Source organism: Massilia antarctica (assembly GCF_015689335.1).
In the GTDB taxonomy this organism is placed as follows: domain Bacteria; phylum Pseudomonadota; class Gammaproteobacteria; order Burkholderiales; family Burkholderiaceae_D; genus Telluria_A; species Telluria_A antarctica.
This window is the reverse complement of sequence record NZ_CP065053.1, coordinates 3,745,306-3,765,553: the sequence shown is the minus strand read 5'-3', so window position 1 is coordinate 3,765,553 and position 20,248 is coordinate 3,745,306. Positions and strand designations below refer to the sequence as shown.

16 protein-coding genes are annotated in these 20,248 nt (G+C 63.9%); all 16 read right to left on the bottom strand.

Translation table 11 applies throughout. The features are described from left to right. The 16 genes from IV454_RS17060 to IV454_RS16985 all read right to left on the bottom strand — a co-directional run bounded on the left by IV454_RS17060 (nucleotide 1) and on the right by IV454_RS16985 (nucleotide 20,239). Nucleotides 1-1,188, bottom strand: a complete 1,188-nt coding sequence (locus tag IV454_RS17060; RefSeq protein WP_206087048.1) for a type II secretion system F family protein — start codon at nucleotides 1,186-1,188, stop codon at nucleotides 1-3. Nucleotides 1,189-1,229: 41 nt separating this feature from the next. Continuing rightward, nucleotides 1,230-1,673 (bottom strand): type II secretion system major pseudopilin GspG, encoded by a 444-nt coding sequence (gene gspG, locus IV454_RS17055; RefSeq protein WP_054267020.1) that lies wholly within the window; start codon nucleotides 1,671-1,673, stop codon nucleotides 1,230-1,232. Nucleotides 1,674-1,908: 235 nt separating this feature from the next. Next, nucleotides 1,909-2,517 carry an NF038129 family PEP-CTERM protein gene (locus tag IV454_RS17050; protein ID WP_054267019.1) on the bottom strand — a complete coding sequence of 203 codons (609 nt, stop codon included), beginning with the start codon at nucleotides 2,515-2,517 and terminating at the stop codon, nucleotides 1,909-1,911. A 9-nt stretch (nucleotides 2,518-2,526) separates the two neighbouring features. Next, nucleotides 2,527-5,574 (bottom strand): ExeM/NucH family extracellular endonuclease, encoded by a 3,048-nt coding sequence (locus IV454_RS17045; RefSeq protein ID WP_229521656.1) that lies wholly within the window; start codon nucleotides 5,572-5,574, stop codon nucleotides 2,527-2,529. A 235-nt stretch (nucleotides 5,575-5,809) separates the two neighbouring features. Continuing rightward, on the bottom strand, nucleotides 5,810-6,835 hold the full coding sequence (locus IV454_RS17040; RefSeq protein ID WP_206087047.1) for a TIGR03790 family protein: 1,026 nt from the start codon (nucleotides 6,833-6,835) through the stop codon (nucleotides 5,810-5,812). A gap of 48 nt (nucleotides 6,836-6,883) precedes the next feature. Beyond that, nucleotides 6,884-7,321 carry a hypothetical protein gene (locus IV454_RS17035; RefSeq protein ID WP_206087046.1) on the bottom strand — a complete coding sequence of 146 codons (438 nt, stop codon included), beginning with the start codon at nucleotides 7,319-7,321 and terminating at the stop codon, nucleotides 6,884-6,886. Nucleotides 7,322-7,716: 395 nt separating this feature from the next. Continuing rightward, the gene (locus IV454_RS17030) at nucleotides 7,717-9,135 is read right to left on the bottom strand and encodes a mannose-1-phosphate guanylyltransferase/mannose-6-phosphate isomerase (RefSeq protein WP_054267015.1); all 1,419 of its coding nucleotides are present in this window, start codon (nucleotides 9,133-9,135) and stop codon (nucleotides 7,717-7,719) included. A gap of 57 nt (nucleotides 9,136-9,192) precedes the next feature. Next, the gene (locus IV454_RS17025) at nucleotides 9,193-10,338 is read right to left on the bottom strand and encodes a nucleotidyltransferase family protein (RefSeq protein WP_206087045.1); all 1,146 of its coding nucleotides are present in this window, start codon (nucleotides 10,336-10,338) and stop codon (nucleotides 9,193-9,195) included. Between the two features lie 33 nt (nucleotides 10,339-10,371). After that, the gene (gene galE, locus IV454_RS17020) at nucleotides 10,372-11,370 is read right to left on the bottom strand and encodes a UDP-glucose 4-epimerase GalE (protein ID WP_206087044.1); all 999 of its coding nucleotides are present in this window, start codon (nucleotides 11,368-11,370) and stop codon (nucleotides 10,372-10,374) included. 47 nt (nucleotides 11,371-11,417) lie between these two features. Beyond that, nucleotides 11,418-12,158, bottom strand: a complete 741-nt coding sequence (locus IV454_RS17015; RefSeq protein ID WP_206087043.1) for a hypothetical protein — start codon at nucleotides 12,156-12,158, stop codon at nucleotides 11,418-11,420. Then, nucleotides 12,146-13,426, bottom strand: coding sequence for a nucleotide sugar dehydrogenase (locus IV454_RS17010; protein ID WP_206087042.1), 1,281 nt, complete (start codon nucleotides 13,424-13,426; stop codon nucleotides 12,146-12,148). Before IV454_RS17010 ends, IV454_RS17015 begins: the two co-directional genes overlap by 13 nt. Before the next feature lie 80 nt (nucleotides 13,427-13,506). Beyond that, complete coding sequence (locus IV454_RS17005) at nucleotides 13,507-14,244, bottom strand: WecB/TagA/CpsF family glycosyltransferase (protein ID WP_229521655.1); 738 nt, start codon at nucleotides 14,242-14,244, stop codon at nucleotides 13,507-13,509. Beyond that, a complete protein-coding gene (gene wecB, locus IV454_RS17000; RefSeq protein WP_206092714.1) occupies nucleotides 14,241-15,374 on the bottom strand; it encodes a non-hydrolyzing UDP-N-acetylglucosamine 2-epimerase in 1,134 nt (377 codons plus the stop codon). The genes IV454_RS17005 and wecB overlap by 4 nt, the downstream gene beginning before the upstream one ends. A 361-nt stretch (nucleotides 15,375-15,735) precedes the next feature. Then, nucleotides 15,736-17,733 carry a heparinase II/III domain-containing protein gene (locus IV454_RS16995; RefSeq protein ID WP_206087041.1) on the bottom strand — a complete coding sequence of 666 codons (1,998 nt, stop codon included), beginning with the start codon at nucleotides 17,731-17,733 and terminating at the stop codon, nucleotides 15,736-15,738. Continuing rightward, the gene (locus IV454_RS16990) at nucleotides 17,730-18,788 is read right to left on the bottom strand and encodes a glycosyltransferase family 4 protein (protein WP_206087040.1); all 1,059 of its coding nucleotides are present in this window, start codon (nucleotides 18,786-18,788) and stop codon (nucleotides 17,730-17,732) included. Before IV454_RS16990 ends, IV454_RS16995 begins: the two co-directional genes overlap by 4 nt. Next, nucleotides 18,785-20,239, bottom strand: coding sequence for a phenylacetate--CoA ligase family protein (locus IV454_RS16985; RefSeq protein ID WP_206087039.1), 1,455 nt, complete (start codon nucleotides 20,237-20,239; stop codon nucleotides 18,785-18,787). The genes IV454_RS16990 and IV454_RS16985 overlap by 4 nt, the downstream gene beginning before the upstream one ends. Nucleotides 20,240-20,248 lie beyond the last annotated feature (9 nt).

The window sequence follows — 20,248 nt, the reverse complement described above, 5'->3', positions numbered from 1 at the left end:
TCACGACATGTCTCCGGCCAGATCGAAAATCGGCATATACAGCAGCACCACAATGGCGCCGACAACCAGCCCGATGGCGGCCATCAGCAGGGGTTCAAAAGTGCGCGTGAAGCGGTCGATCCAGCGGCTGATTTCACCGTCATAGAAGGCGGCCGACTGGGTCAGCATCGGCCCCATGTCGCCGGTACGCTCGCCCACGCGCAGCATGCGCAGCGAAATCGGGGTGGTCAGGCTGTTCGCTTCGAAGGCGCTCGACAGCGGCAGGCCCGCTTCGATGCTGGCGCGCGCCGCCGCCAGGGAAGCGCGCATCGATACCGACACCATCGCCTGCACGGTATCGATGGCGTTGACGATGGTGATGCCGCCTTCGCTGAGCATGCCCAGGGTCAGGTACAGGCGCGACAGTTCATAGATGCGCACGCGCTCGCCGATGCCGGGCAGGCGGGTGACCAGGCGGGTCAGGCCGCCGTTGCGGGTCAGGTGGCGCCACAGCAGCACCAGCGCGCCGGCCAGCACGGCGGCGCCGCCCAGCAGGATGGTAGTGTGGCCGCTGGCGAACTGGCCCCAGCCGAGCAGCATCTGCGACATCCACGGCAGGTTGCGGCCGGCGCCCTGGTAGACCTCGGCAAAGCGCGGCACCACATAGGTAATCAGGAACATGCTCACGCCGCCGCCGACTGCCAGCAGGATCACCGGATAAATGGCGGCGCTGACGATCTTGCTGCGCACCACGTCGATGCGCTGCTGGTAATCGATGTAGCGCGCCAGGGAACGCGGCAAGTCGCTGGTGCCTTCGGCGGCGCGCACGATGCCGATATAGAGCGGCGAAAACAGGTCTGGCTGGTCGGCCAGCACGCTGGAAAAGCGCTTGCCTTCGCGCAAGCCGCCAAGCAAGCGTTCGAGCACGCTGCGGGTGGAAATATTGGTTTCTTTTTCGAGCAGGGCTTCGAGCGCTTCGACGATGCCCAGGCCGGCCGTCAGCAGGGCCAGCAATTCCTGGCTGAACAGCACCAGGGACAGGCTGGCGCCGCGGCCGCGGCGCAGGCCGGCCGCGCGCACCGGTTCGACCGCGCTGACGAACAGCCCGCGCGCTTCGCACTGGCGGCGGGCATCGGCCTCATCCTGGGCATCGACCACCTGGCTGCTGATGCTCAGGTCGGGCGCGAGGGTACGGACAGCAAACTGCATGAGGCCTTTACGGGGAAACGGAAAACTGCGGGGTCAGGAAATTATTGGGACGTGATGTCGGCGTTTTCGCCGGTGCCGCCGGGCTGGCCGTCCTTGCCGGTCGACAGGATTTCATACTCGCCCTTGCTGCCCGGCGCGCGGTACTGGTACGGGCGGCCCCATGGATCGAGCGGCACCGCCTTCTTCAGGTAGGGACCGTTCCACTTGACCCCGGCGGTGGCGGGCGCGACCAGCAAGGCGGCCATGCCTTCCTCGGTGGTCGGGTAGCGTCCGACGTCGAGACGGTAAGTGTCGAGCGACTTTTCGAACGCTTCGATCTGGGCCTTGGCGACCGTCACTTCCGACTTGCCGAGCTGGGCGAAATACTTCGGCCCCACGTAGGCCGCGAGCAAGCCGATGATGACGATAACGACGAGCAATTCGAGCAGGGTAAAGCCGGCGTGGCGATCACGTCGGGCGCTGGTGATTTTCGTTGCTGCAAACATCCTTTCGGCTCCTCAATGCTGAATTTGGCGTGCAAGGCTACCATGCCGCCGACGGTTGCGACAACTATTCTTTCATAGTGGACGCAGCGATTTTTTATATGCTTTTGAGCAAGGTTTTTCGGGACGATGACGGATCGCTTACAGGGCCGCGGCGTGGGCAAAAAAAATGCACATGTGCCCTTGCGGACGCATGTGCAGTGCATGCCGGCGAGCCGCAAGGCCCGCCGGGAGTGACTTATGCTGCAGCCTTGGCGGAGCGGCGGCGGACGAAACCAACCAGGCCCAGGCCGGTGATGACCAGCAGGATGTCCGATGGCTCGGGCACCGACACGCGCACGATATTGGCGGCCTCGAAGCTGACCTTGGCGGCGCCATCGGCGGCAATCGGCTTGAGGTTGAACTCGACCAGGGAGTCGCCCGGCAGCAGGTAGTCGCCCACGGCATCGAACATGGCAACGCTGAAGGTCGAGCCGAAACCAGGCACGGTGAGAAAATCGCCGCTGAAGCTGACGTCGAAACCGAAGAAGCCGCCCAAGGTCAGGTTCTGCGTGACCGAGTTGAAGGGCTTGCTGTTATCGAAGACCAGAGCATTGGGCAAGGCTCCGACAACGCTGCCGGAACGAAATGCCTCGGTACCGAATGCACCGCTGAAATTGCTGACCGTGGCCACCGCACCACTGGCGCCCAGGAAACCGGACAGCAGGAAGTCCACCGAACCCGCGCCGGAAAAGTTGCTGGTATTGATATCGACGTGGTAGGTCGGCCCTGCCGTTGCGTTGCCGATGCCAAAAGCGAGGCTTGCTGCAAGTAAAGCTTGTTTTGCGAAAGTCTTAAAATTGAACATGTTGCTCCCTTAGAGTGAACCACTTAAAATTTTACTAACGAAACCAATGCCTCGTCGCGCCGGGTTGCTGAAGACAACTTTCAGTGTGATTTTTGCCCCGGCTGGTATTGTAGCATTGTTAACACTCACATAAGGTTCATTTCCGACAACACCAGATTTATTCTCCAGGGTGACGCCTTCCGTCAACCCGGTAAGCAACAAATGCAGGGGGCTGGTGATCGCGGCGCCCGAGGTATTGGTCAGGGTGATGGTCGCGGTAAACCTGTTGGTGAGCCGGTTGACGCTCAGGCCCGAACGCTGCTCGGCGAACGCGGACGTCACGTCGCTGAAGGTGGGCGTCAGGTTCAGCGCCACCACCACCGGATCGTGATCCGAGGAGCGAAAGGCATCATTTTTGTACAGGGCGGCGGCGGCGGCGCTCTTGCCGTCGAAGTTGTAGTCGATCACGGTCGGTTCATCCGCATTGGTGTGCCATTCGGTGGCGCCGGCGACCTGGGCGTCGAGCGAGGCGCTCGCCAGTGCATGGTCGAGGTAGCCGCTTTCGCCGTCGAAGACGTAGGAATAAGGAATGCCCGACGGACGCACGAAGCGTTCCAGCTCATTGACCAGGCCAGCCTGGTTGAGCACGTGGATCGGATCTTCGAAGCCGTGGGCATTCATGTCGCCGATGACCAGCACGTCCGGGTCGCCGGCGCTGCTGATCACGTTCGGAATGAAATACGTGGCCAGGCGCGTCGCCTGCTGGACACGGGTGGCATTGTTGCAGCTCTGGCCATCGCCCAGGTCGGCATTGGCGCCGCTACCGCAGCCGCCCTTGGACTTGAGGTGGTTGACGATCAGCGAGAAGGTGGCGCCATTGCCGGCCTTGAAGGTTTGCGCCATCGGCGGACGGTTGTTGACGGCATCGCCATCGGACAGCGCGCCACCGAGCATGGCCAGCTTGGCCGGCTTGTAGATCATCGCCACGCGGATCGCGTCGCTGCCGGTGCTGGCCGGCTTGGGCACGTAGGCATAGGCCGGGTAACCGATGGCCGCGTTGAGCTGCTTGACCAGGTAATCGACCGCGATGTCGCCGTTGTTCTGGATTTCCATCAATCCCACCACGTCGGCGTCGATACCCTTGAGTTCATTGACGATCTTGTCGCGCTGGCGCACGAATTCGGCGCTATTGTCGGCGCCACGGCAATTCGAGGCGCGCGTGGTCGAGCCGACCGTGCAGCCCTGCCCCGTGCGGCCCCAGGCGTCGGTGCCGTCGAGGAAGGTGGTGAAGAAGTTGAGCACGTTGGCGCTGGCCACCTTGATGTTGCCAACTGGCAGTTCCGGCGCCAGCAGGCGCGGATTGCTGCGGGTAAACGATGGCGCGGCGGTCGGCTGGATCTTGAAGGCCGTGCCGCCACCGCCGATGGCGCCGAAGTCGACCACGCCGACCAAGTTGTCCACCATATCGCCGGCGCGCACCGTGCCATCCTGGCCGAGGTAGGGAATGCCGGAGCAGGCCACCACGTCGGCGCACGGCGGAGTGGCGGCGGGCGGCGCCACGAACCAGCTATCGTCGAGCACCAGTTCATTGCCGGCATTGGCCTTGGCCAGCGCCAGCGCTTCCGGCGTGCCAGGACGGTAGCGGTTGGTCGCGGTTTCGCGGCGCCCGACCGACAAGGTCAATTCCCCACGGTCGCCCAGGTAGCTGGTCTGGTTGACGGTCAGCGCGTTGGTGATATTGACCAGCATCGCTTCATAGCGCGCCAGATCCATGCCCGGCTCGAAGACGATATTGGCCGGGGTGACGCTGTGGCCGGCGCCGAGCACCTTGGTGGCGCTGACGTCCTTCATTTCGGTGTAGGTGCGCGCCGCGCCGGTCGGCTTGTACTCGACGATGGTGCCTTTCACGCGCACCAGGTCGCCCACCGCGACCAGCGGGGCGGTGCCGGTGAAGACGAACAGGCCGTCCGAGGTGGCCGGATCGCCATCGCCGTTGGCATCCTGGATGAAGTAACCGTTCGACACCTTGTGGGTGACCACGCCTTCGGTGCTCACGCTCATATTGGCGAAGGGGCTGGCCGGGCCGGCGCCCTGGATCTGGGGAATGGTGGCGGCGCCGGAGACGCTGACATTGACCGGGCAAGTCGCTTCCTGGCCGGCATTGTTGGTGAAGCGGATCACGACCGGATAGCTGCCGGACACCAGGGCCGCGCCGGCCTGCAGATTGACCGTGGCGCTGCCGCCATTGGCGCTGGCGGCGGTCAGGCTGCCGAGGCTGATGCCGGGCACGTTGCCGCTGGCGATGACGGCGCCGTTGACGATGCTGTCTTCATCCGAGGCGCTCAGCGGCACCGCAGCCGGCTGGCCCTGTTCGACGGCCATGCTGGCCGGGCAGACCGGGACGATCGGCTTGGCTTGCGGAATGGTTGTACCGCAGGCATTGCGGGCCGAGGCGCTGGTGCGCGGGGCCGGCGCGCCGGTGGCAAAGTCCATGCTGTTGTCATCGGTATCGCCGCAGCCGCCGTTGGCGCGGAACAGTGCCAGCGCGGCCGACATGGCCGGGGCACGCGTGCCTTCGGCGCCGTTGGCGGTGCCGAAGCCGACCAGATCGGCGACATTAGCGCCCGTCGGGGTGGCACCGCTCAGGGTGACGCTATCGCGCACCAGGGCCACTTTGCCGTTCGATGCCGACATATTGAAGCCGCTCGCCGGCACGATCAGGGGGGATGGCAAGGATGGCTGGCCCACGCCGCCGCTCTGCTCCTGGATCAGCACATACTGGCCGGGCTCGATGGTGAAGGTCGGCAAGGTCGACTTGCCGCTCCAGGCGCCGGTACTGGTAGCCGAGCCGTACTGGACGCTCCACCCTTCGGCGGTCACCGCGCTCGTGCCGCGATTAAAAATTTCGATGTAGTCGTGGGTAAAAAAAGTGCTGCCGGCGTTACCGCCCGCGCCATACACCTGGCTGATCACGAGGTCGGGCGAGACGGCCATGGCGGGAGCGGATAAACCAGCCATCAACGCGGCGAGCACGGTCAGCCGGCCGGGGACGTGCATGGTTGCTACGAGCTTTTTCATCGAAACTTCCTGAAGGGAGAGATTGGAATCGTCATGATCATATTGACTATGGACGTTGGAGTTCTATGTTAGCAAAAAGTATTCTTCCATAGTAAATTTCATCATAATTGTGATAAATGACAACATGATGACCTCGCGCGCCGCACCAACCTTGCTGGAAGTGCCAGGCGCTGCCGGATGGGCCGGGCACGAAGCCTGGCCGGGCGGCGCGGGCCGGGGCCGTCGAGGCGTTTGCTCAGCGCCCGTAAGGCGCGGCCAGCGGCTCGCCGACGAACACGCCCTGGGTCGGCCAGGCCACGCTGCGCCAGTAGGCTTCGATGGCGCTGCTGCCGTTCAGGTAATGCTTGAGCAGCACCGTGGGATGGGGGAATTTCTGCCAATGGTTGCAGGGCTCGCTGACGCTGCCGTAGCTGGCCGTGGCGCCCGCTTCCAGCCAGCGCAGGCTGCTCATCTGGCTGGTGCCGAGCAAGTCGCCGCCGAAGGAAGTCAGGTGGTCGGCCAGGGCGCCGGGCAGAAAGCCCAGGCTGTCGAGCTTGTCGACTTTCGCCATGCCGGTCTGGTAGATCATGATGTCCTTGACACCCTCAAGGGTGTCGGCATGCAGGGTTTTGGTGCGGATTTTTTTGGCGGCCAGGTAAGCGTCGCGCGGGAACAGCTCGGCACGCGAATTGCGTGCCGCCTGGGAGGTCACCAGATAGTACGCCGTCGCGTTTGGCACCCGGAAGCCGCTGACCACGCCGCGGTCGATCACGGCCTTGGCCTGCGCCACCGATTCGGTCGGCAGCAGCATCGACAGGCGCATGCGGAAATCGGCCACCGGATGGGCCGAGGTGGCGTTGAAATAGGCGCTCGGACGGCTGGCGGCACAGGTATTGCTGCACTGGCCGGGATCGAAGCCCATGGTGTAGGCGGCCGTGATGGCATTGCATTCCACGGCATAGGGCGCGGTCCAGACCATCAGTACGGCTTCGATGCCGGCCGGCAGCTGGCTGTCGATGCTGTCCTTGAGCGCGCGGAAACGCGCGGCATCGAGCCGCTGCGGCTTGCCGGGAATGCTCACGTGGATGATGTTGGCGGCGGGGATGGCGCGTGCCTTGCGGTAATACTCGGCGATGGTGACGCTGTTCGGTTCGGCATCGTTGACGACCAGCGCCAGCTGGCGCGGCAGCAGGCGCGCGGCCGCCGGCGCACCTTGGGCCCACGCGAAGGAGGTGGCGCCCATCAGGGCGGCGGACACGATCAGGGCAGCGCGCAGGGTCATGGAATGGCCGATTGTCGGTGTGGCGCGGCGGGTGCCGCGCGCCGACGATTATAGCGCCTGGCCGCCCGCCTGCAGGGGGGCGCCGGACTGGGCCGGGGTGCAGTCGGCGGGCCGGCCCTGGGTGCCGCTGTCGCACGCTGCCTGCCCCGCCGCGCGCGGCGGCTCGGCCGGCTCGCGCAAGTGTTCGGGGCGCTCCTGGGCGCGGCGCTGGATTTCCAGCGCGAACGCTTGCTCGTACGGCACCATGCGCAATTGCTCGGCTTCGCGCTCGGCGGCCGTGGCCACCGACACATGACGGGGTGCGGGACTTTGGGCGGCTGGCGGCGCGCCCGCGGTGGGGGAACCGGGATTGGCTGGCTGCACCACCGTGGTCGGACCCTGCTGGACAGTGGGCAGCGGGGCGTTGGCCGGATCTCCACCGCCGCAAGCGGTCAGTGCAAAGATCCCGGCGCACAGCAGCGCCCGGTTGAATACGTTAAAAAACATACTTCCTCACATCAGATGAAATCGGATAACGGTCCGAATTCTATGTGTGGGGAAATAATTCTGCTGTGGAAATTTATTTCAACATTTCACAAATTGCTTATTTTTATCTCGTTTATCCGACGATATAGGCCGAAGCCGGCACAAAGGCCGAATATATCCAACAGGAAACAGAAAAAATTTTCCAGAAATGTCAATTTCAAGACACGGAAAAAGCGGTAAGTTGTAATAAAGTGTATATAGCAACTTTCCCCATTGACGAAGGCGCTGACCAATCGGCAAGCGGTTTGTTGCATCGCCGCATTTGACTTGCCAGCTCACCAATTCGTTCCTGCCTGCGGGGGACGGCGCCATCAAAAAAGGGAGCCGCGGCTCCCCTTCCCTGTCCAGCCGTCCGCTTAGGCGCGCTGGTAAATATCTTCGAAGCGGACGATATCGTCCTCGCCCAGATAGCTACCCGACTGCACTTCAATGATGTGAAGCGGCACCTTGCCCGGATTTTCAAGGCGGTGATTCATGCCGATCGGGATGTAGGTCGATTCATTTTCCGACAGCAGGCTCACTTTTTCGCCGCAGGTCACCCTCGCCGTGCCGCTCACCACTACCCAGTGCTCGGCACGGTGGTGGTGCATCTGCAAGGACAGTTTTTCGCCCGGCTTGACGGTAATGCGCTTGACCTGGAAGCGGTCGCCCGCATCGATGCCCTCGTAATACCCCCAGGGGCGGTACACCTTGGTATGGTGCAAGTGCTCGGTGCGTTCCTTGGACTTGAGATGGTCGACGATCTGCTTGACCCGCTGCACCTGGTCCTTGTGCGCGACCAGCACCGCGTCCGGGGTTTCCACCACCACCAGGTCGTTGACGCCGATCACGGCCACGATGCGGCTCTCGGCGCGCACCAGCGAATTGGTGACGCCGTCGAGATACACGTCGCCGCGCTGCACATTGCCCTGGGCATCGCCCTGCTGCACCTGCCACAAGGCCGACCACGAGCCCACGTCGCTCCAGCCGATGTCGGCCGGCACCACCACCGCGTGGCGGGTGCGCTCCATCACGGCGTAATCGATGGAGTCCGACGGGCAGCTGGAAAACGCCGCTTCGTCCAGGCGGCAGAAATCGAGGTCGCGGTAGCCGAGCCGCACCGCCGCTTCGGCGGCCTCGGCGATGGCGGGGGCGAATTCGCCCAACTCGCGCAGAAAGCCTTCGGCGCGGAACAGGAACATGCCGCTGTTCCAGTAATAGCCGCCATCGGCCACGAACAGCTCGGCGGTGGCGCGGTCGGGCTTCTCGACGAAACGGTCGACCTGGTAAGCGGTGTCGGACCCGCTGGCGCGCGCGCCGCGGTGGATATAGCCGTAGCCGGTTTCCGGCGCCTGCGGCACGATGCCGAAGGTGGCCAGGGCGCCATCGGCCACCAGCGCGGCAGCCTGGGCCACGGCTTGGGCGAACGGCACATTCTTGTCGATCACATGGTCAGCCGGCAACACCAGCATGACGGCGTCCGGATCGATGGCGCGCAGGTAGTTGGCGGCGGCCGCCACCGCCGGGGCCGTATTGCGCCCCACCGGTTCGAGCAGGATGCCGAGCGGGGTCACGCCGATCTCACGCAGCTGCTCGGCCACCAGGAAGCGGTGTTCGTTGCCGCACACCACCAGCGGCGCCATCAGTTCGGGCCAGCCCGACACGCGCAGGATCGTATCCTGCAGCATGGTTTTGTCGGTGACCAGCGGCAGCAGCTGCTTGGGCAGGACTGCGCGCGACAAGGGCCACAGGCGCGTTCCCGCGCCACCGGACAGGATCACTGGGTAGATTTTCATCGCATCTCTTTCAGGTATTTTTTATGCAACTGTTTTTTTATGTGCTACTGTTCCAGCTTATTTGGCCGTTTCCGTCGCCACGTCGGTACGCCGGGTAAAGCGGCGGTCGCGGGCATTGACCCATTCGTCCGACGCGTACTCCGACACGTGCTTCATTTCGCCGGCCCGGTCCACACTGTAATCCTTAAACACGATCATTTCATCTAACGTTACATCGCGCAAGACCCGTGTGTACTCGAACAACACGCTGCGCACCACTTTCGCGCCCGCGCAAATGTGGCTGCCGTGGCCGATCCAGCTCGGGCCGATGATGGTCGCGCCGGCTTCGACGCAGGCGCCCGAGCCGATGTAGACGGGACCTTCGATGGTCGTGCCTTCCCATTCGATGCGGGTGTTCAGGCCCACCCACAGGCCGTCTTCGACCTGGATGCCGGGCACGTCCATGTGGGCGACTTCGCCCAGCAGCACGTTTTGCAGGGTCTGCCAATAGTCGGAGACGCTGCCGATATCGATCCAGTTGAAGCCGCGCGTCTGCGCGTAGAACGGCAAGCCTTCCTTGGCCAGCAGCGGGAACAGTTCCGAGCCGATGTCGAACGGCACGCCGCTCGGAATCATGTCGATCACCCGCGGCTCGAAAATATAGATGCCGGTGCTGATGAAGTTCGACTTCGCTTCCGCTTCGGACGGCTTTTCCTGGAATTCGGTGATGCGGCCATCCTTGTCGGTGACCACCACGCCATAGCTCGACACCTTATCCCACGGCACTTCCTTGGTGATCACGGAGGCCAGCGCGCCCTTGCGGCGGTGCTCGAACAGGGCCGATTTCAGGTCGAGGTCGATCAGTGCGTCGCCGCACAACACGATGGTGGTGTCGTCGAAAAAGCCGCCGAATTCCTGGATCTTCTTCATGCCGCCGGCCGAGCCGATCGGCTGCGGCACGACTTCGCCGAGATCGTTGGTATACCCTTCGAAGGAATAGCCGATCTGGACCCCGAACTGGTGGCCTTCGCCGAAATACTCTTCGATCTTTTCGTGCAGATAACTGACGTTGACCATGATTTCAGTCACCCCGTACTTGGCCAGGTGCTCGACCAGGTAAGCCATGACGGGCTTGCCCAGGATCGGGATCATCGGCTTGGGCAGATCATAGGTCAGGGGACGCACACGGGTGCCTTTACCGGCGGCCAGGATCATCGCTTTCATGGGAATTCTTTCCTTAGTGTTGACACGCCTTTGTTACTTGGGCAGGGATTGCCAGCGCCATGCATCGACGCACATCTGGGCCACGTCGCGCTGCGCTTTCCAGCCCAGCTCGGTTTCGGCGAGGGCGGGATCGGCGTAGCAGGCGGCGATATCGCCGGGGCGGCGCGCCACGATCTGGTAGGGTACTTGCTTGCCGCTGGCCTGTTCGAATGCGCGCACCATTTCCAGCACGCTGTTGCCGCGCCCGGTGCCGAGATTGTACGTAACAATGCCGGGACCTGTCGCCAGCTTGCTTAAGGTTTTGACATGTCCGATGGCAAGGTCGACCACGTGGATGTAATCGCGCATGCCGGTGCCGTCCGGGGTCGGATAATCGCCGCCGTAGACCGACAGGAATGCGCGCCGGCCCTCGGCCACCTGGGCGATATACGGCAGCAGATTGTTGGGGATGCCGTTCGGTTCTTCGCCGATCAGGCCGCTTTCGTGGGCGCCGACCGGATTGAAGTAGCGCAGCAGCGCGATGCGCCAGCTCGGCTCGGCCTTGGCGATATCGCGCAGCATGTCTTCAATGATCAGCTTGCTGCGGCCATAGGGATTGGTGGCCGACAGCGCGAAGTCTTCGCGGATCGGCACCGACACCGGGTCGCCGTAGACGGTGGCCGAGGAACTGAACACCAGCGCGGCGACCCCGTGGCGCTGCATGGCATGGAACAGCGCCAGGGAGCCGGCCACGTTATTGTCGTAGTAGCGCAGCGGCTGCGACACCGATTCGCCCACGGCTTTCAGGCCGGCGAAGTGGATCACGGCGCCGATCTGGTGCGCATTGAATGCGGCATCGAGGGCGGCCGGATCGCGGATATCGCCTTCGATGAAGGTGAGCGGCTGGCCGGTGATGCGTTCGACCCTGCCCAGCACCGTGCGCTGGCTGTTGGACAGATTATCGAAAGCGATCGGCTCATGGCCGGCCGCGATCAGTTCGACGCAGGTGTGCGAGCCGATATAGCCCAGACCGCCGGTAACGAGAATTTTCATGGGTGTGACTCTTTCGGAAACAGGTGGGGGACGGCCAGCTGGCCGCCCTACTCGCCTTGCGGCAAGCTGCGCGCAAGGCTCATGCGGTTAAACAGGACGCCGACCGGAACGACCACCAGCTGGTCGTCGAATTCGCCGCCGGCCAGACTGGGGTCGCGCTCGCGCGCGCGCTGGACAAACGTGGTGGTGGCGCCGGCATTGACCCGCTCGTCCACATCGGTGCTTGACGTATCGGGCTGGCGCACGCCATGCACGCTGATGCCGCCATGCTCGCGCCCGTGCGAGAGCACCACGGCGGCGGCGCACTGGGTGGCCATCGAACAGTCGGCGGCACCGACCTGGTAAGCCAGGCGGCCGTCGCGGCGCGTGAGCACCGACTTGGTGCCGAAGGCCACGGTGGGCTGGATCGGCGCCGCGCTCATCACGGGCGAGACGCTGTAGCGCAGCAGCTTGCCCCAGCCATCGCCCGGCGCGAGCCCCAGGGTGACCCAGGGCAAGAGGCCAGTGCAGCGCGCTTCGCTGTCGCAGCGGCCCTCGAACTCGGATCCGCCGCCATGCTCCAGCGCCGGACGCGGCAGGCGGCCATTGGCCAGTGCAAAGCCGATCAGCGCTTCGCGCGCCTGGGCCAGGGCGGCCGCGCTGCGCCGCTCCGGTCCGGCGTGCATATCCGTTTTCGCCATGCCCGACATCAGCAGCGAGGCGGCGCCCATGCCGACCACGGCCAGCAGCAACAGCAAGGCCGCACCATCCTGGCGCGGTCTTGCGATGGCGCGCTTTACAGGCGCCATACCTTGATGCCGGCGTCGACCAGGGCGGCCTGGTCGAACGCGGCCTTGACGTCGATGAACACGCCGCCCTTGATCAGCTTCTTCTGGAAGTCCTCGATCGAGGTGGCCATCAGCTGGCGGTGCGAGACGGCGGCCACGAGCGCATCGGCGCGCGGCAATTCATCCCAGCTGACCAGCTTGACGCCGTACTCATGCATCGCTTCCTCGGCATCGGCGTACGGGTCGTGCACGAATACGTCGACGCCGTAGGTTTTCAGTTCGGTGATGACGTCGGCCACCTTGGAATTGCGCAGGTCGGCGCAGTTTTCCTTGAACGTCAGGCCCAGCACATTGACCTTGGCGCCCTTGATGTAGCTGCCGGCGGCGATCATGTTCTTGATGGTCTGCTCGGCGATGAACTTGGCCATGCCATCGTTGATGCGCCGTCCCGCCAGAATGACTTGCGGGTGGTAGCCCAGCATGTCGGCCTTGTGGGTCAGGTAGTAAGGATCGACGCCGATGCAGTGGCCGCCCACCAGGCCCGGGGAAAACTTGAGGAAGTTCCACTTGGTCCCGGCAGCCTTGAGCACTTCGGAAGTGTCGATGCCGATCTTGTCGAAGATGATGGCCAGTTCGTTCATCAGCGCGATGTTCAGGTCGCGCTGGGTGTTTTCGATGACCTTGCACGCTTCGGCCGCCTTGATGCTCGAGCAGCGGTGCACACCCGGCTTGACGATAGCTTCGTACATCGTCGCGACCTTTTCCAGGGTTTCCGGGGTATCGCCGGCGACCACTTTGAGGATCGTGGTCAAGGTGTGTTCCTTGTCGCCCGGGTTGATGCGCTCGGGTGAATAGCCGACGAAGAAATCATCCTTCCACTTCAGGCCCGAGGCTTTTTCGAGCACGGGGATGCACACTTCCTCGGTCGCGCCCGGATACACGGTGGACTCGTAGACGACGGTGGCACCCTTCTTCATGTGCTTGCCGACGACCTGGCTGGCGCCGATCAGGGGGCCGAAATCGGGGTTATGGGCGATGTCGACCGGGGTCGGCACGGCCACGATGATCAGGTCGGCGTCGGCCAGGCGGGCCGGGTCGTTGGTGTACTCGGCGTGCACGGCCGCGGCCATCTGCTCGTCCGACAGTTCGCGCGACGGGTCAACCCCGCGGCGGCAGGATTCGACCTTGGAGACCGAAATATCGAGGCCGATGGTAGGGCCCAGTTTCGCGAACTCGACAACGAGGGGGAGTCCGACGTAGCCGAGACCGATGACGCCAATTGTGCTCATAAAAACTGCCTTTGAATGAAAAGGTAAAGATGCGAATAGTGTGGATGCGATGCTGGGTGTGGCGCGGCGGCGGCCGGATGCTAGCGCCGGGTGGCTTCCCTGAAAAACAGGCGGATGAAGGCCATGTCGTCGATGAAGTAGCGACGGAACATGCGCCGCGGTTCCTGCAGGAAGCGGTAGAACCATTCGAGGCCGCTTTTCTGCATCCACAGCGGTGCGCGCTTGACCCTGCCGACGGCCACGTCGAAAGTGCCGCCCACGCCCATGGCGAAGGGAATCTTCATGCGGGCCTGGTACTGGCCGAGGAAATGCTCTTTTTTCGGCGAGCTGATGGCCACGAACAGCAGGTCGGCGCGGGCTGCGGCGATCTGGTCGACGATGCCGGGCTCTTCTTCCGGCTTCCAGTAGCCGTTGCGGTAGCCGGCGATGACCAAGCCCGGATACTTCAGTTCGTAGAGGCGCTTGACCTCGGAGACGACTTCCTCGCGCGCGCCCAGCAGGTACACGCGCCAGCCCTTGAGGGCGGCGTGCTTCATCAGCGCTTCGTACAGGTCGACCCCGGAGACGCGCTCCTTGAGGGGTTTGCCGAGCAGGCGCGCGGCCCACACCACCGGCATGCCGTCCACGCTGATCAGGGCGCATTCGTTGACGATGCGGCGCAATTCCGGATCGCGGTCGGCCTTGACCAGTTTGTCGACATTGACGCACACGTGCTGGTGCGGCTGGCCGGTGGCGATAAAACCTTCCACTTTCTGCAAGGTTTCATCCATCGTCAGATTATCCATCTGACAACCCATCATGGTGATGCGCCCGCTCACACCGGCTCCTTGGCGGCCAGCGCGGCCAGCTCGGTGGTGAGGATGGCGACGATGCGTTCGGCAGCCTTGCCATCCCACAGGTGCGGACGGCGGCCCTGCTTGCCTTCGCCATGCAAGACCTTGCGCGCTTCGGCCACGATGCGCACCGGATCGGTGCCGACCAGCACGTTCGAGCCTTCGTCGACGGTGACCGGACGCTCGGTATTGTCGCGGATGGTAATGCAGGGCACGCCCAGGGCTGTGGTTTCTTCCTGCAAGCCGCCGCTATCGGTCAGCACCACCGCTGCGTCTTTCCACAGGTTCAGGAAAGCCATGTAAGCCTGCGGGCCGACCAGGGTCACGTTGGGACCGAGATCGATGCCGAAGGATGCCAGGTTGGCGCGGGTGCGCGGGTGCACCGGGAAGATCAGCGGCAGGTCGGCGGCGATCTCTTTCAGGGCGCCCCCGATGCGGCTCATCATGGCGGCATCGTCGACATTGCTCGGACGGTGCAGGGTGACCACGCCGTAACGGCCGCCATTGGCGGTGCGGGCCGCCTTGAAGGCGCTCGTTTCGTAAGCGGAGGTGTCAGTGGCGGTCAGCTTCTCGGCCTGGTACAGCACGTTGTCGACCATCACATGGCCGACATAGTGGATCGCGGAATCGGGCTTGCCTTCGCGCTGCAGATGGCTCACGGCGCTCGGTTCGGTGACGAAGAACCAGTCGGTGATGCTGTCGGTGACGAGGCGGTTGATTTCTTCCGGCATGGTCATGTCGCCGCTGCGCAGGCCGGCTTCGACGTGGGCCACGGGGATGTTGAGCTTCTTGGCCGAGATCGAGCACGCCAGGGTCGAATTGACGTCGCCTACCACCAGCACCGCGGCGGGACGCTCGGCCACGCACAGTTCCTCGAAGGCGACCATGATCTTCGCCGTCTGCTGGGCATGGCTGCCGCCGCCGGCGCCCATGAAGATGTCGGGTTGGGGGATGCCGAGCTCTTCAAAGAAAACGTCATTCATTTCACGGTCGTAATGCTGGCCGGTGTGAATGATCTTGAAGGTCAAGGTGGCCTGGCTTTGCAGGGCACGGACGATCGGCGCGATTTTCATGAAGTTGGGTCGAGCACCAGCGACCAGGTAGATCAGGGGCATAGTCATCCGGGATTTATCAAAACCATAATTATAGTGGGAAAGGCACGTTTGTCCCGCAATTTGTCTGATGTGCGCGTCGGCCGTTGTTGCATTGCAGCAGAAAACCGCCTTCCCCATTCTCGATGCATAAAAAATAAGTTTCCAACAGGCCAGTTTCAGCCGCGTGCCGCGCCGTACACCCCGTGGTGGCGGGGAAAAGTGCGCCGCAATAAAAAAAGGCCGCATCGCGCGGCCTTTCCTTTTTTTAGCACCCAAGGGGCGCCCAAGGCGCCGGAGAAGGCCGCAATCCCCTGTTCCGGATGGCTCGCCCGCCCCTGCGCTTGCACTTTGTTACATCTATTACGTCTGCCTTGACTGGCGCTTACTTCACCGTCACATCGGTATCGGTCACCGTGATGGTGCGCGCACCCAGGGTGATGGTGGCGCCGCTGGCCGAGTACACGATCGTCGGTTTCGGGCTCAGGCAGTCGGCGCGCAGCACCGAGACGAACACGCCGCGCGTCTTGGCCGTCGTGTAGCTGAACTTGTTCCACTGGTGCGGACCGGCGGCCACGCTCGGCGCCGGCGTGTAGCCGGCCGAGCCGGTTTGCGCCAGCGGGTCGGGCGAGGTCACCGCGCCGCACATCTCGGCCGGCGCCATATCGACGCGGAAGGCCGACATCACGCCCACCAGCGGCGCGACGGTGTGCAGGTTGTACTCGTACTTGCGTGGCGTGGCGCTGTTCAACTGGTCGATGCTCACCAGGGTCGACGGACGGATGAATACCAGGGTGCGCTTGGCCTGGGTCAGCTTGCCCGCATACGCGGCGGCGGCGTCGCCGCTGACGATATCCCAGCCGGCCTGCTGGATGAACTTGGTCAACTTGCCGGCCGCGGCTTTTTCGCCCAGCCCGGACAGGCCCAGGAACTGGCCCTGGCCGCCGTCGAAGGTGATGGCGTTGTGGGCCTTGGTCTGCTTGTAGTAATCGCGCCAGTGCGGCGAGTTGTAGTAGTCGTAGTGACCGCTGTCCATGGCCAGCACTTTGCCCTTGGAATACATCACAAAGCTGTTCTGGTCGCCGTGCGAATGGTTCAGCGAACCGAAGGGGCTGCTCTTGAAGTACACCGAGGTGCGGTTGCGGTCGACCAGCATGCTGTGCATGGCGGCCCAGCCGACGGCCGGGAAGTAGGCGCCATTCGGGATGTTCGCCGGCAGTTCGGTGCTGCCCTGGTATTCACGCGGGCTGAGCATGATGTGCAGGCGGGCATAGTCTTCGCCGCTCATCTGCTTGACGTACCAGCGCGAGAGCACGGTATCGGAACGGTTCATGATGGCCTTGCCGAAGCGGGCCCAGTCTTCACCGCGCAGCACCTCGGCGCCATCGCCGAACACGCCGGCCGGGGCGCCAGGCGGCAGCGCATACGCGACGAAGCGGGCAAATTCGGCCACCCACGGTTTCCGGTAGAACGGCACGCCGAGCACGCGCTCGATCAAGTCCCACATCAGCAAGGACTCGCCCGCATCCCACTCGGCATAGCTGGAACCGTTGGCGAAACCGCCATCCTCGCCGCCCCATGGGCTGGTGCTGAACACGTATTCCTGCACGGCCGGCGCCAGCCAGGCATTGACTTCCGGCATGTCGCCGCGCACGATCAGCAAGGCGCCGACGAATTTGCCGAGGGCGTTGAAGGAAATGCTGTTCTCAGGGTATTTGCGCACCTGTTCGGGGGTCTTCAAGAGGCTCGAATTGCCGCAGGAAATGATGATGTCCTTGACCATCTGGCGGTCGGCCGCCGTCATGGCGCTGTAGGCAAAATCGTAGGCCAGCGCGTACGACCAGGCGTAGTCGCGCGTTTCGGCGACGTCGCCGGCGCACTTGCGCGCCAGTACCGGCGGACCGAACAATTGCATGCGGGCCCGCATTTCGGTCAGGAACCACTGATCCTTGGTCAGATACCATCCCAGCGCCGCTTCGCCCATGCCCTCCAGGAGGCGGCTCTGCTCCCACCAGCTGCCCATGCGCACCGATTCGGTATTCGAATTGATCTGGGTGCGCAAGGTGGGGGTGATGCCGCTGACGGCGGTGCGCTTCAGGTAGGCGGTCATGGCGGCCAAGGCCTTGGCGCGCTCGGCCTTGGTGGCGGCGACGATGCCGGCGTAGTCGGCCTGGCCCTTGAACAGGCGCGGGTGGCCCATGCGCGGGGTGGTGGCGTCGAAACTACCGATCGCGCTCGTCAGCGAGGTGGGGCTCAGGGCGGTCGCGGTGGCGGCCAGTTCGGCCGTGGTAAACATCTTCGGCGCGGCGGTAAAAGTCTGTGCCGCGGCGGGCAAAGCGGTTGCGGCGACGGTCAACGCGAGAGCGCTTATCACTTTTATCATGCTGCTAACTCCTTATAACGTCGTGCAAGACGTTCCAATACTGTTTCGACCATATATTCGGACCTGACACGCGCCAGTCCGGAAGCAGAGATCGTATCCGCAAGAACATTATCTTCCAAGATGCGCAAAATTGAGGCACCGAGATCAACCGTATTGCGGGGTTGCACCAAAATACCACACTTTCCTTGTGACAACATTAATGGAATCGCGCCAATACTTGTCGCAACAACAGGAATCCCGCACGCCATCGCTTCCAGGATCGACATCGGCATCTGTTCAGTATGCGAAGGTAGCGCGAAAACGGCGGCCTGGTCCATCAAAGCGGCGCGCGCTGTACCGTCGACCCAGCCCGGCAAGACCACCGCCGCGCCCAGGCCCAGTTGGTCGGCCAGGGCGCGCGCCTGGGCGATATCGCCCTCCCCGGCCAGCACCAGGCGGGCTTCGGGGCGGGCCGTGTGGACGGCGGCAAAGGCGCGGATCAGGTCGAACACGCCCTTCTTGTCTTCGATGCGGCCGAGGAACAGTACATCGCGCAGGCCGGCCTTGCGCGGCTTGGCAGGCGGCACCGCCACCGGGTTGGGAAACACTTCGACGGCGGCCAGGCCGGCGCGCTCGCGCAGCCAGGTGGCCGAATCGTCGGTCAGGGCGAAGGCGGCGCTCGACTTGGCCACGGTGGCGACGGCGAACCGCTGGGCCCAGCCGGACAAGCCATTGTCCATGAAGTCGCAAAAGGCGCCGCCGTGCAGGTGGAACAGGACCGGGCGGCCGAACAGGCGCGCGGTGCGGATGAAAATCGCCTTGCGCCAGAAACTCACGCCCGAGGCCACGTGTACATGCAGCAGCGCGACTTTTCCGCGCAGCAGCAGGCCAAGGAACTGGGCCAGGGCCAGGGCCGCCTGCAGCGCCTTGCGCGGCATCGAGCCGTCCACATGGCTGGCGATGAAGCGGGTAGTGCCGTCGGCGCCGTAGCCATGTTCATAATAGGTCTTGATCACGCTGGCGATGCCGCCGCGCGCGGTCGGCGACGGGCCGATCATTATCACCAACTTTTTCATGCTGTTCCATCCGAATCGAGGTGGGCCGCGCCCAGGTAAGTGGAAATATCGAGGTGCTGCAGCAGCAGCTTGTGCTTGCCCGACACCGAGCGCCGGATTTCATCGACCCGCACGATCTCGACCGACAGGCCGCCCTGGGTCTTGGCGTGGATGCCGGCGGCCAGCGCCTCGCGCGCGCTTTTGGTCAGCTCGGTACTGGAGAGCACCTTGAGGGTGGCCTTGCCCGGCGCGGTCTGCTCGAACTGCATGCGGTCGGCGCTGGCGAGCTGTTCGAAGTGGGCCGCGCCGATGGTGCAGATCGATACCAGGCGGTGATCGTGGCACACCAAAAACTCTTGCAGGCGCCCTTCGATGCGCTCGACCACGGCAAAGCCGGGCCGCGTATGGTTCGGCGCGGCGCTCCACATGGCCAGGTCGCCGGTGCGGTAGCGGATCAGCGGCATGACCCGGTTGTCGAAACCGGTGGCCACGATCTCGCCCAGCACGCCGGGGGTGTCGATGCTGCGTCCGGCGGTATCGACCAGTTCGACCTTGCCGTACAGGGGCCAGAAAAAATAGCGCGCATCATCCGGCGCCGAGATGGCCTTGACGGCGCGCTCGGAATGGCCGTAATCGAGCAGCACCGGGCAGCCGAACACTTCCTTGAGGAGGTCCACCTGGTAATCGTAGATATTTTCCGAAAACAGCTGGATGGCGCGGATGCGCGCCGTGACCTCGGGCGCCGGATTGGCCTTGAGCCAGCGCGCCAGCGGCACCAGGGCCGAGGGAAAGGCGTGGATGAAGGTCGGCTTCCACTTGCGCAGCGCCTCGACGTAGCGCGGCATGTAGGCCGGCTCCAGATGGTCCGAGGACAGGTGCAGGTAGCGCTTGATCGGGTCGAACATCCACACGGTGCCGTCGGGGCGGCCGGCGCCGGGCACGGTACGCCCGCGCAGGGCCAGGATGATATCGTCGCGCCCGACTCCGGCGATTTCGTCGAAAGTGCTGTTGTAGGCGAAATCCTTGGAGCGCGAGACGTATTTTTCCAGGTACAGCTTCATCGGCACCGAAGTCGAGCCGCCGGTAAACGCCATCAGGTGGGTTTCCGGGCCCATGCGGGTTGACAGGTAGCGGCTGGTGTCGGCCTTGATGTCTTCCTTGGTCAGGAGCGGAAAGGCGGCCAGCAGGGCGGCCGCCGAATCGCCGCGCGCCAGGGCCGGTTTCAGGGCGGCGTTGGCGGGCACGGTCTCGATGGCCCAGCGCAGCGTATCCATCAGTTTTTCATCGGCGCGCCGGCGCAGCCACGCCAGGTCGCCGCTGCGCGCGATCTCGCCGACGAACTCGTGATACTTGGCCCCGTAGCGCAGGCTGGCCGGGGCCAGCGCATACAGCTGGCCGATGGAACTCTTGATCCACTGCGGCGCGGCCGTGTAGAACTTGAGAAAGGGGTGGACCATGTCTTCTATGGGCATACGGGTTCG